General features: G+C 43.3%; 9 protein-coding genes. 2 read left to right on the top strand and 7 right to left on the bottom strand.

Annotated elements, in window-relative coordinates; all coding sequences use genetic code 11:
* Positions 1 to 141 precede the first annotated feature (141 nt).
* The 5 genes from B3143_RS04820 to betI all read right to left on the bottom strand — a co-directional run bounded on the left by B3143_RS04820 (position 142) and on the right by betI (position 7,335).
* A complete protein-coding gene (locus B3143_RS04820) occupies positions 142 to 2,340 on the bottom strand; it encodes an OsmC domain/YcaO domain-containing protein (protein ID WP_004785685.1) in 2,199 nt (732 codons plus the stop codon).
* A gap of 355 nt (positions 2,341 to 2,695) precedes the next feature.
* Positions 2,696 to 3,466, bottom strand: a complete 771-nt coding sequence (locus B3143_RS04825) for a hypothetical protein (protein ID WP_261634843.1) — start codon at positions 3,464 to 3,466, stop codon at positions 2,696 to 2,698.
* Between the two features lie 127 nt (positions 3,467 to 3,593).
* Positions 3,594 to 5,249 (bottom strand): choline dehydrogenase, encoded by a 1,656-nt coding sequence (betA, locus tag B3143_RS04830; RefSeq protein ID WP_004785682.1) that lies wholly within the window; start codon positions 5,247 to 5,249, stop codon positions 3,594 to 3,596.
* Between the two features lie 10 nt (positions 5,250 to 5,259).
* A complete protein-coding gene (gene betB / locus B3143_RS04835) occupies positions 5,260 to 6,735 on the bottom strand; it encodes a betaine-aldehyde dehydrogenase (protein WP_004785680.1) in 1,476 nt (491 codons plus the stop codon).
* A 21-nt stretch (positions 6,736 to 6,756) separates the two neighbouring features.
* Positions 6,757 to 7,335, bottom strand: a complete 579-nt coding sequence (gene betI, locus B3143_RS04840; RefSeq protein WP_004785677.1) for a transcriptional regulator BetI — start codon at positions 7,333 to 7,335, stop codon at positions 6,757 to 6,759.
* A gap of 270 nt (positions 7,336 to 7,605) precedes the next feature.
* Between betI and B3143_RS04845 the strand changes: the two genes are divergently transcribed.
* Both B3143_RS04845 and B3143_RS04850 read left to right on the top strand, forming a co-directional pair.
* Positions 7,606 to 9,642: a choline transporter gene (locus B3143_RS04845; RefSeq protein WP_004785675.1), complete on the top strand. Its 2,037-nt coding sequence runs from the start codon at positions 7,606 to 7,608 to the stop codon at positions 9,640 to 9,642.
* Positions 9,643 to 9,670: 28 nt separating this feature from the next.
* Entirely contained in the window at positions 9,671 to 10,279 is a 609-nt protein-coding gene (locus B3143_RS04850; RefSeq protein WP_004785673.1) for a MarC family protein, read from the top strand.
* A gap of 64 nt (positions 10,280 to 10,343) precedes the next feature.
* Here B3143_RS04850 and B3143_RS04855 read toward each other — a convergent pair whose 3' ends face one another.
* Both B3143_RS04855 and B3143_RS04860 read right to left on the bottom strand, forming a co-directional pair.
* Positions 10,344 to 12,494, bottom strand: a complete 2,151-nt coding sequence (locus tag B3143_RS04855; RefSeq protein WP_004785671.1) for a TonB-dependent receptor family protein — start codon at positions 12,492 to 12,494, stop codon at positions 10,344 to 10,346.
* A 479-nt stretch (positions 12,495 to 12,973) separates the two neighbouring features.
* Complete coding sequence (locus B3143_RS04860; RefSeq protein ID WP_004785669.1) at positions 12,974 to 13,126, bottom strand: hypothetical protein; 153 nt, start codon at positions 13,124 to 13,126, stop codon at positions 12,974 to 12,976.
* Positions 13,127 to 13,442 lie beyond the last annotated feature (316 nt).

Here is a 13,442-nt window from a genome sequence, read left to right on the forward strand (position 1 = left end):
GTTAGCCGGATGCTTACCTTTATTTTTCTTTTTTAAAACACTCGCAAAATGTTAGAGCAATATAAAAAAATAGCCCATTCTAAGATGGGCTATTTTTTAAAGATTTAAAGACCAGTAAAGTCAGCTAATCATCTTCACTTATTACGCTGCTACAAACTTGGCGCGCGCTGCATGGAGTTTCTTGTAGCTATCAATTAAACGCAGATGACGATCCAGACCTTCAAGCTGCATATTGGTTTCAGCTAAACCGTAGAAACGTACTGTACCTTCTACTGAACCGAGGACTGCATCCATACGGGCATCGCCAAACATACGGCGGAAGTTGTGTTCATAGTCTTCCAGTTCCATTTCATCATCCAGAATGACTTCAAGCACTACATTCATGCATTGATAGAACAGGCCACGTTCAACGGTATTGGTATTGTATTGCAAGAACTGTTCGACCAGATCTTTAGCTTCTTCAAATTGTTGTAGAGCCAGATAGATCAGGAGTTTTAGTTCCAGAATGGTCAGCTGACCCCATTCGGTATTTTCGTCAAATTCAATGCCGATCAAGGTACGGATCTCGGTGTAATCATCTTCATCTGCTTCTTCCAGACGTTCAACCAGAGCTTCTAGCTGTTCATCATCCAAACGATGCAGGTTCAGAATATCTTCACGATATAACAGCGCCTTGTTGGTATTGTCCCAAACCAAATCTTCCATCAGATAAATTTCAGAATAACCCGGCACCAGAATACGACAAGCGGTTGCACCTAAATGCTGATAGACCGCCATATAAACTTCATGGCCCATCTCTTCCAGAATGGTAAACAATTCTTGTGCCTCATCGGCATTTGAGTTTTGGCCATTATTGGTGAAATCCCACTCAACAAAATCATAGTCAGATTTTGCGCTGAAGAAACGCCAAGATACGACACCACTTGAATCAATAAAGTGCTCAACAAAGTTATTCGGTTCAGTGACTGCATTTGAACTGAAGGTTGGTTTTGGCAGATCATTCAGGCCTTCAAAACTACGACCTTGTAACAGTTCAGTCAGACTGCGCTCTAAAGCCACTTCAAAGTTTGGATGTGCACCGAATGAGGCAAAGACACCACCCGTACGCGGGTTCATCAAGGTCACGCACATCACCGGGAACTGACCGCCCAAAGAAGCATCTTTGACCAGTACTGGGAAGCCTTGCTCTTCTAAGCCTTTAATACCTTCAATAATTTTCGGATATTTTGCCAGTACGTGTTCAGGTACATCCGGCAGTGCCAGCTCACCTTCCAGAATTTCACGTTTAACCGCACGTTCGAAAATCTCAGACAGACATTGTACTTGAGCTTCAGCTAAGGTATTGCCCGCGCTCATACCATTACTGAGATACAGGTTTTCAATCAGATTCGATGGGAAATATACAGTTTCACTATCAGACTGACGTACAAATGGCAATGAACAGATACCACGTGCTTTATTGCCCGAGTTAGTATCATAAAGATGAGTACCTAGTAACTCATCTTCAGGATCATAAATTTCACGGGTATGTTCATCTAAAACTTCTGCTGGCAACTCACCATTTGGACCCGGCTGGAACCATTTTTCATCCGGATAATGCACAAATTCTGCATTGGCAATATCTTCACCCCAAAACTGGTCATTATAGAAGAAATTACAGTTCAGACGCTCGATAAATTCACCCAGTGCAGATGCCAGCGCACTTTCCTTGGTTGAACCTTTACCATTGGTAAAGCACATCGGTGACTGGGCATCACGAATATGCAATGACCAGACATTCGGTACAATGTTACGCCAAGACGCAATTTCAATTTTCATGCCGAGGCCTGCCAGAATCGCAGACATATTGGCAATAGTTTCTTCAAGTGGTAAGTCTTTACCCGGAATACAGGTTAGGCTGTCTGAAGCCAGATTTGGCATCAACAAAGCCTGCGCATCGGCATCAATGCTCTCAACTTCTTCAATAACAAATTCAGGACCAGTCTGAATCACTTTTTTGACGGTACAACGGTCGATCGAACGCAAAATCCCCTGACGGTCTTTTTCAGAGATATCAGCCGGTAGCTCGACCTGAATTTTAAAAATCTGTTTGTAGCGGTTTTCAGGATCGACGATATTGTTTTGAGACAGACGGATATTGTCGGTTGGAATGTCACGCGCTGCACAATAAACTTTAACAAAATAAGCTGCACACAACGCAGAAGATGCCAGAAAATAATCAAATGGACCTGGCGCAGAACCATCACCTTTATAGCGGATCGGCTGATCGGCGATTACCGTGAAGTCATCGAACTTGGCTTCCTGACGAAGATTATCGAGATAATTGACCTTAATTTCCATGTGGATACCTAAATATTCTTATGTGCCACCACGGACAGATAAGATGCTAAATCTGAATATACAAGCCGAATCACGGAGGAGAATTTGACTCAAAAATAATAATAACCCGGGTTAAACCTTCAACCAGTTAGTTTCAGGATAAGCTCGAGTAAGAATGGGTGCTATTATAGAATCATTTTATGAAATTGATAATGTTTGCTCGAATTTCCTGTGGATTTATCAAAATATGTGTTAATTAAATATTCAGAAAATCTGGCTTTAAGCCGAGAACAGACTGTTTTTATTAATACTTGCTGTTCCCGGCCGGATTTTATGGACTGGGAAATGCGTTTTTTAAATCAGATCAAGATCCAAATTAAAAATCATAACCAATACCAAACACAGCGAGATCGCGCTGCTTATCACCAAAACGGTCATAACCACCAAAGATATAATCACCAGATAAGGTCAACTTCGGCGCAACTTCATAACTCAATCCGGCAGTTGCATAACGGAAAGCATGCTGTTTGGTAGTGTTGCCTAGCTCATTACCTTCATATTTGCCTTCATCATTAAAATAACCACCCGCTGCACCGACATGCGCACCCAGCTTATCATTAAGCTGATGGGTTAAATCCAGGGTATAAAAAGTATCGCCCTGATTGGCATAGGCCACATCATATAAATAGGTCGATACACCCGCTGTAACGCTGGTCTTGTCGTTTAGTGCACGACTTACATTCAAACCTAATTCATTTGAAGTGGTATGGCTGCCACCCGGATAATAATAGGTCGCATCCCAAAAATTCCAGTCGTAGTTTTCACTGCTATAGGTATATCCCACGATAAAATCATGTTCGAATTTATCACGACGATGTGATTTCTTGCCTTCCAGTTCCGGATAGGAATACCCTAAGGTTGAGCCCCAGTAACCGACATAAAAATTACCATAAGCCAGATTCAGTGCTGCCTGTAAGGCAACGTCATCATTTTCTGGTGCATTGGTCAGACCACGGGAGATGTATTTAGAAACTACACTGATGTTTCCACTGGTTTCAATTTTTTTTGCTTCTGCATCGTCTGCAAAACAATAAACACTAGAAACAGCAGCACAGCCGAAAAGGACTGTTTGTTTGAACATTCTCATAAAATATAAATTATATTAAGCAAAGAATGGATAACACTGAAACCGATTACAGCCTTATCCAGCTTTGGGTAAAAATAAATTCCGCTATATTCCTCTTTGCAGCAAGCAACAGGAATATAGCCATGACTTAAGCGCGTGGGGCCCGGTAGAAAGGCGCTGTAGAAGCAGGTAATGCCTGCTTGCCACGGATATGATCTGCAAGCTTTTCAGCCATCATGATCGTGGTTGCATTGAGGTTGCCTGTAATAATGAGCGGCATAATTGAAGCATCGATGACACGCAGGCCTTGCATCTCATGCACACGCCCATAACCATCGACAACGGCCATATCATCCTCACCCATTTTACAGCTACAGGACGGATGATACGCTGTTTCTGCATGATTACGAACAAATTCATCAATTTCTGCATCAGTTTGCAGATTTTTGCCCGGACTGATTTCTTCACCACGATATGGATCCAGGGCGGGCTGATGCATAATTTCACGGGTAATGCGGATGGCATCCCGGAATTCACGCCAGTCCTGTTCGGTACTCATATAGTTGAACAGAATACTTGGATGCTCGAACGGATCTTTGGATTTCAGACGGACTCGACCACGAGATGGTGAACGCATAGAACCGACATGGGCCTGGAAGCCGTGCTCATGGATAGCATTAGTTCCATTGTAATTGATCGCCACTGGCAGGAAGTGATACTGGATGTTTGGCCATTCGAACTCATCCGAAGAACGAATAAAGCCACCGGCTTCAAACTGGTTGCTGGCACCAATTCCTTTACCTAAGAATAGCCATTCTGCGCCAATCATGGGCTGGTTATACCATTTTAATGCTGGGTATAAGCTGACCGGTTTTTTGCACTTATATTGTAAGTACATTTCCAGATGGTCTTGCAGGTTTTCACCCACACCCGGCAGGTCCTGAACCACCGGAATATCCAGACTTTTTAACAATTCAGCCGGACCTACACCAGAGCGTTGCAGGATTTGTGGAGATGCAATTGCACCTGCACATAGTAGAACTTCACGATCCGCAAAGACCTGAATCGGCTGTAAGGTATTTTGACCTTCAAAATATTCTACGCCAATCGCCTTATTGCGATTAAACAGAATTCGGTTGGTCATGGCATGGGTAATAATGGTGAGATTATCCCGGCCTTTGGCCATATCCAGATAACCACGTGCCGTACTGGAGCGACGACCTTGGGGTGTCACAGTACGATCCATTGGCCCGAAGCCTTCCTGTTGGTAGCCATTCAAGTCATCGGTACGTGGATAACCGGCTTGAACCCCAGCTTCGACCATAGCATGAAACAGCTCATTATTATCATTTTTAGGCGTTGCGACTGAAACCGGGCCTGAATCGCCATGATAGTCATTGCCGCCAATATCGCGGGTTTCAGCTTTTTTGTAATAGGGTAGACACTGCGCATAGTTCCAGTGTTCCAGACCTTTAAGGCTGGCCCACTGTTCCAGATCCATAGCATTACCACGGATATAGCACATGCCATTAATCAGTGAAGATCCGCCCAGACCTTTACCACGGCCGCATTCCATACGGCGATTGTTCATGTGGGGTTCTGGATCGGTCAGATAGGCCCAGTTATAACGGCGTCCTTGTAAAGGATAAGCTAAAGCAGCCGGCATCTGGGTTCTAAAATCCAAACGATAGTCCGGGCCACCTGCCTCAAGTAATAGCACCTTAGTATCTGGATCTTCAGTTAAACGCGCTGCCAGAACATTACCCGCAGAGCCCGCACCGATAATAATATAGTCGTAATTCATCAAATCCCCCTTATGCGCTAAATACAGATTGGAAAGGACTGAGTTCGACCTGAACCGATTTGGTCTGGGTGTAATGCTGCAAGGTCACAAGCCCATTTTCACGTCCAACACCGGAATGTTTATAACCACCGACTGGCATTTCTGCAGGCGATTCCCCCCAGGTATTGATCCAGCAGATACCCGCTTCTACCTGATGAATAATTCGGTGTGCACGGGCTAAGTCTGGTGTGACGACACCTGCAGCCAGACCATAATCGGTATCATTGGCACGACGAATCGCTTCTTGCTCAGTGTCATAACTAAGAATACTCATGACTGGACCGAAGATTTCTTCACGTACAATGGTCATGTCATCACGACAGTCGGTAAATACGGTTGGCAGGACATAAGCCCCTTGGACAAACTGTTCATCCTCAGCACGACCGCCACCACATAATAGGCGTGCCCCTTCTATCTTGCCTTTTTCAATATAGCCCAGCACTTTTTCCATATGCTCAAAGCTGGACACCGGACCGAAATTGGTTTCAGGATCGAGAGGGTCACCCATACGAATATGTTCAACACGCTGTAAAATCTTTTCTTCAAATGCTGCTTTCAATGCCAAAGGCACAAATACACGAGTACCGTTGGTACACACCTGACCGGAGCTATAGAAGTTGGCCATCATGGCAATATCAGCCGCCAGATCCAGATCGGCATCTTCACAGATAATCAGCGGAGACTTACCGCCCAGCTCCATGGTAACTTCTTTCAGGCTAGAATTTGCAGCTTGCGCCATGACTTTTTTACCGGTAGAAACGCCACCGGTAAAAGACACTTTGGCAATATCGGGATGCGAAGTTAGATAACCACCAATTTCACCACTACCGGTAACCACATTAAAGACACCATGCGGCACACCGGCTTCGGTATAAATTTCTGCCAGTTTCAGCGCAGTTAAAGGTGTAACTTCACTGGCTTTGAAAATCATGGCATTGCCTGCAGCGAGTGCCGGTGCAGATTTCCACAATGCGATCTGAATCGGATAATTCCATGCGCCAATTCCAGCGACAACACCCAAAGGTTCACGGCGAGTATAGACAAAGGAACTGCTTCTCAGCGGGATTTGCTGGCCTTCAAGAACCGGTAGAATTCCCGCATAATATTCGAGTACATCTGCACCTGTCGTAATATCAACAGTCGATGTTTCACTAAAGGCTTTACCGCTGTCCAAGCTTTCTAATTTTGCCAGTTCATCGTTACGCTCGCGTAAAATGGCGACTGCCTTGTTCAAGATGCGCGAGCGTTGAATCGCGGTCATTTCTGCCCAGACTTTTTGCCCTTGTTGTGCAGATTCAACCGCACGATCGATATCATTTTTTGAACAGACCTGCACTTCAGCCAGGACTTCACCGGTGGCAGGATTAATAGTTTGAAACGTGCTATTGGACGTTGCATCGACATATTGTCCATGAATATAAGGACGTTGCAGTTTGAATGTTGTCAATGGAATTCCCTCGCAAATTGGTTATTTGAGTTGTTGCCGGATATATTCACTACACAGTTCAATCGGCAGTTCTGGATCAATTTCGCCACTTACTAAAGCACCTCTTAGCCAGAATCCATCAATGAGTGCAGCCAGACCTTGTGCTGCCTTCTCAGCTTGATCCTTACTCAGCTTTTTCATGAATTCATATTTAAGATTGGAATGTAAGCGGTAATGGTTTATTTGCTGTAAACGATGTAAATCGGGCTGATGCAGACTGCTGGCCCAAAAAGCCAACCACACCTTCATGACCGCTTTATCCGTTTGTGGAGCAGTAAAATTGCCACGCACAATTGCCAGTAAGCGTTGTTCAGGGGCGTCATTCACCTGTGACTTGATTTCAGCAACAGATTTACCTAATTGCTGCAATAAGTAACGCATTGTGGCTTCAATTAACCCATTTTTACCTTGAAAATAATGACTTATGATGCCTGTTGAGACACCTGCCCTCTGAGCAATCTGACTAATTGAAGCTTCTGCAAAACCTAGCTCATTCACTGCAGCTAAGGTGGCATCGATCAGTTGCTGACGACGGATCGGTTGCATACCAACTTTTGGCATAGGACTAACCTGAATAACGGATGTAGCAATACAAAATCACTCTGCTAAAGCAAATAGCGGAATGATGTAACAATTCCTAAACGCTTTTTTAATTGAACGTTCAATTAATAAAAATTATAGTGCCAGCTCACCCTTGATGTACAGCGCAGTTTGTTTTGGATTTGCAAAAGTTTGTAATTCACGAAAACAAGGAAGCTTTAGGGCCAGCTTTTGCTTTTAAATCACACTGCACTGTAGATCATTCGGCAACAAAACGATGGTCAGAGATTTATGCAAAAGAAAAACGAAGAGGTGCAAGATAGTCTGAATAAGGTAGTCTTTTATTGTTCGGCGACGCTTATTCTGCTGTTTTCTATCATCACGATTTTATTTAATGAACAAGCCAATCTAGTCATTATTAATATTTTAAACTGGGTCAGTAGTACCTTTAGCTGGTATTACCTGCTGGCGGCAACGCTGTATCTGGTTTTTATTGTCTTTATCGCCTGCTCACGTTATGGCGAAATCAAGCTTGGTCCCAAACATTCTAAACCCGAATTCAGCCTGCTGAGCTGGTCGGCCATGTTGTTCTCAGCCGGGATCGGGATTGACTTGATGTTCTTCTCGGTCGCTGAACCCTTGTCTCATTATATGAGTCCTCCAGTCGGTGAAGCTGAAACCTTTGAAGCCGCGCGTCAGTCTATGGTCTGGACCCTGTTTCACTATGGTCTGACCGGCTGGAGCATGTACGCGCTGATTGGGGTTGCGTTGGGATATTTCAGTTATCGCTATAATTTACCACTGACAATTCGATCTGCGCTTTATCCTATTTTTGGAAAAAGAATTAATGGCCCGATTGGCCATACGGTAGATACCGCTGCAGTACTCGGTACGATTTTTGGTATTGCCACCACCTGCGGTATTGGTGTCGTTCAATTAAATTATGGTTTGCATGTCCTGTTCGGCTTGCCAGAAAATATCTGGATTCAAACTGCATTAATCGGTGTTGCCGTCATTATTACCATTATTTCCGTCACTGCGGGGGTCAATAAAGGTATCCGGGTCCTGTCCGAAATTAATATCTATGTATCAATCGGATTGCTGCTCTTTATTCTCTTTATGGGAAATACCGAGTTTTTATTAGCAGCTCTAATTCAGAATTTTGGTGATTATCTCAGCCAGTTCCCGAAACTCTCTTTAAGCAGTTTTCCTTTTGAGCAGCCTAAAGAATGGATGAATAGCTGGACCCTGTTCTTCTGGGCATGGTGGATTGCCTGGTCGCCATTTGTAGGTCTGTTCTTGGCCCGTATTTCTCGTGGTCGTACCATTCGTGAATTTGTCACCGGGACTTTGGTTATTCCTCTGTTATTTACCCTGACCTGGTTGTCTATTTTCGGTAACAGTGCTTTATACAGCGTGATTTTTGATGGTAATACTCAGCTTGCGACAACTGTTTTAGAAAATCCGGCACATGGTTTTTATGACCTGCTGGCACAGTATCCAGGTTTCACATTTATCGCAGGTGTAGCCACCATTACAGGGTTGCTGTTCTATGTGACTTCAGCGGATTCAGGGGCATTAGTATTGGGGAACTTCACCACTAAATTCACTAATATTGAGCATGATTCACCGCGCTGGCTCAGTGTGTTCTGGGCGATTGCGATCGGTCTTTTGACGCTAGCTATGCTAATGGCTAACGGTGTTACTGCATTGCAAAACACTACCATTATTATGGGACTGCCTTTTAGTTTCGTGATCTTCTTTGTGATGGCCGGTTTGTATAAATCCTTGCGTCTGGAGGATTTTCGTCAGGCCAGTACCAGCCTGAATGCGGCACCTGTGGTCGGTAATGTGGATATCTTGAACTGGAAGAAGCGTCTGAGCCGGGTCATGCTGCATCCAAGCCTGTCCCAGACCCGGACCATGCTGGACAATGTCTGCAAGCCGGCCATCGAGGCCGTTGCAACCGAGTTAATTGATAAAGGTATTCAAGTCAATATTCAGGAAAAATCACTTGAGGAAGAACCTGAACTGTATCATCTGGATCTGACTATTCAACTCGATGAAGAAGAAAACTTTGTTTATGAAATATGGCCGGTACGCTATGACACGCCAAATTTCAGTTCACGTGGTAAACGAACCAAACGCTATTACTATCGTCTGGAAAGTTATCTGTTTGAAGGCTCTCAGGGTAACGATCTGGTCGGTTACAGTAAGGAACAGGTGATCAATGACATCCTGGATAAATATGAACGCCATATGATGTATTTGCACATTAACCGGATCAGCCCAGGTAAACGTCCACTTTTCCCGGATCGTGAAATCTAGGATCTCTCAACTACGGAAGGACGCAATGATGTCAGAAAGTTTGAATGCCTTTGCCCTGTTTTTTTCGTTACTCAATCCATTTTTGATGAGTATCTATATGCTCGGAATTATTCGTAATTCCGAAGCAAAGGTCTTCAATATGGCATTGATTCAGGGCAGCCTGATCAGCTTTATTGTTTTCATCATTTTTGCGAAAACTGGTGAAGCCTTCTTTAATGAAGTCTTGCATGTGCGGTTTGAGTCCTTCCAGATTTTTGGCGGTATTATTTTTCTAGTAATTGGCTATCGTTATGTCTTTGAAGGTGCTGATACGATTGGCGTGATGCGTGGAGCGCCCAGTCATCTGGCGGGCACGATTGCCATGCCGTTTATGATCGGTCCGGGCACCATTTCGGCTTCTGTGATCACAGGTATACAGCTCAGTTTAATGCAAACCATTCTGGTGATTTTCTTTACCCTGTTTCTAACCTGTAGCTTGCTGATCCTGATGAAATATCTGCATGATCATTTGCAGCATAAATACTCCAACTACATTGATTTATATGTCGATATTGTAGGTCGTGTTGCTGCGCTTCTGATTGGTACGATTGCCATCGATATGATTGTGACAGGTGTCAGTGGAATTCTGGAAGGCTAGTTTTATATAAGCTGACAATAAAAAAAGCGGGCAAAAATGCCCGCTTTTTTATGCAGTGATTATTTTAAAATTTAAACGACACACCTGCATAAGTCGAGAAGCCTTCACCTGGTGAAGATCGTGCTTCATCTTTCCCATTATCATTAAGACCTGGAATCACCACTGCTGCATATTTTTCATCCGTGATGTTCTTGAAGTTAACCCAGGCACTCCATGACTGATCTTCTGGCGCATATCCCAGATCTATACCCCAAATCTGATAATCATCACTGAAGCGGCTATTGGCATAATCATGTGCCATCTTCGATGCATATTCAGTATTTAGCCCCATATAAAGACCATTATTCAAGGCATAACTGAGCTGCGCCTGATAAAGGTGTTTTGGAATTCCTGGCAACTGGTTTTTACCAAACGATGGATCATTTTTATACTGGAAATCGCTAAGCGTATAAGCCTGTTGCAGACGCAGTTCACCATATCGGGATTCATGCAATGGCGTATCCAGACTTAACTCCACCCCTTGATGAATCGTTGGCGTCGCATTTGCTTCTACACTAATTCTTTCAGATTGAGGAGAGTTACTCCCATAATCTTTAATCATTTCAGAGGTTAACAGTTCATTTTTAACTTTAGAATAATAGTAGCTCAGTGCCCAATCTCCAAAGCCTGATTGTCCACGTCCGCCCAGTTCAAAGCTATTGGCAGTTTGCGTGTCCAAATAGATTGGCGCACGTACCCGACCAGAAGCGACCCCACTATCAAAATAATATGGTGAAGACCATGCCATCGCCCAAGGATGTGCCGGTTCAATGCTGCGGCTTAAATTGGCAAACCATTGCACAGACTCATTCGGCTGATAGGTCAATCCAAGTCTTGGTGCAAAATTCCATTCATAACGACTGACTTCAGGACTCGCCTCAGGATAAGTCACTTCACTTTCCCGATGGGTATACACCGCTGCCAGTCCCAAATCTAATTTGAACTGATCATTTAATGTAGTTTCCTGATCAAATTGCAAGACGTTGTCTGAACCGCGATAGGTATAACGGCGGGTAACGGTATCTGCCGGATATGATGGAGTGTCAAATCTTAAAGTTTCAGTTACGCCACTGTCTGGACGATGAGTGGTGCTACGCAAGGCAATACGCCCCTGATGTTCCAGACCTAGAAACTGATAAGGCTTTTTATACTGGAAGCGCGCAGTAATATCTTCATAATCGACATTAGTACGATAACGACTTTCACGTAGATCCAGCGGATAATGATGATAAGCCAGACTACCGGTCAGTTTTGCATCATCCTGCAGATTCCATGTCGTGGTATTGGCCAGCCAGGTACTGCCCGGCTGGATCCGTTTGGCATCAATAGCTGCAAAATTACTGTCAGCCGTTTCAGGGTTATTTTTAAGATCTTTCTGTTTAATCCGCCCTGGAGTTAAATGTTTGCTCTCACGGTAACGGGCATAAAAACGGGTTTCAATATCCGGACTAATTTGATAGCCCAAATTAAAAGCCAGACCTTTACCATCACTTTCGGCATGATCCTGAATCCCATCAAACTGCGAACCCGTCACTGCCAGATAATAATCTAACTTGTCGATTTGTCGGCCAGTACTAAACTGGTATTTCTGATAGCCATGGCTACCCGCTTCATATTTTAATTCAGAGCCATTTTGCTCTACACCAGTCTTACTTTTATAGTTAACTGTTCCACCTAAGGACAATCCGCCCTGTTTTAAACCATTGGCACCACGGTACACCCCAACATGATCAATCCACCATGGCTCAAGCAGTTCATAAGCCGTACCACCCGGTCCGGTAAAGGGAATATCATCGATCATGACATAAGTTCCGGATGCATGTGCACCAGAAGTACGGTTAATGCCAGAACCACGGATAGAAATTTTGGCTCCTTCATTGCCCGGCGATTGGGCATAAATACCGGGCTGGAGACGGAAGACGTCAGCAGTGGTTCCCAGACGCTGATGTTGTAACTGCTGATCTGAAATAAAGTTGGTTCCTCCCGAAACGCTGACAAGTTCCGCCTCAGTCTGTTTCTGAGAATTTGTATTTTGCTCAGTGGTCACCACAATAGTGTCCAGTTGCTGAACACTATTCTGCGCTAGCGTAGTTTCAGCATAAAGATGGCCTGAAAATGCCGACAATATCATCAGGCTAAGTGGATTCTTCTTGAGAGGAATTTTTGTCATATTCATGGCGAATTTATACAATCCTGTATAAGTGATCCTGATCTGCTTTAGGACTTGGCTTAAAATTTAAGCTGTAGCATAAATGAAGCACGCAAAATTAAGCAGATATTTTCTGCCAAAATATCTGACTGGTGCGGCAATATTTTTAATTTATTCTATACAAATAATCTGTCAGTACTTTGCAAGATCGCAGACAGATTCAAACAAGTTCTGATATCTAACTTATTAAGTATTTGTAATTTATATATATGTATTTTTTTCTTGTAACCATCTTATTTTAGTTGGCAAAAAATGATTTAAATTAAAAATTTCGAAGATATAAACAATATTCTGATTCATCAAGATCAGTTTAATAGACAGGTTTCTAAACCAAAATCTAAGTTATAACTAGAAAATAGAATTCTTATTTTTTGAACTATGGCTTATAGATTTCAGCCCAAAAAAGAAACCCTTCCGCTGGAGAGTTTCTTCATGTATTCTGGCTATTATTTAGAGTCATTTGCAATTACTTGCGCTTGTAATGGTGCAGCTTGCTGGGTGTCGGCTGGTTTTTTCTTGGTTTTCATTTCTGCCACTTTGGCCAGAGTTTTCTCGGTAAAACGTAAACCACCATCTTCTGCCATCACATTACCCGCCATCAAAAGAGTTCCTATTACTAGCAGTGATGGTATAAGTTGTAATTTCATGTCTATTCCACCTTTTTATTTTATAGTGGATTAAAAACAAGCAATTATTATTCCAATATTTTTATATTCTTATTCGCCTTAAAACTCCTTATTTTAGTGCGCTTATTTCAAGAACGCCTTATTTTAGTCAGGTTAATTCGGCCTTCTAAGTTCTTCTGCACTATTTTTATGACACTTTTAACCTGATCTCCTAATTTTTTGCACCAAATTGCATGGTATGTTTTTTGCATAAGTCTTCATGGAATATTCCCCGATTTACTAGCTAAAA

The sequence above is a fragment of the Acinetobacter sp. UBA1496 genome (assembly GCF_002324975.1).
Lineage (GTDB): Bacteria > Pseudomonadota > Gammaproteobacteria > Pseudomonadales > Moraxellaceae > Acinetobacter > Acinetobacter variabilis.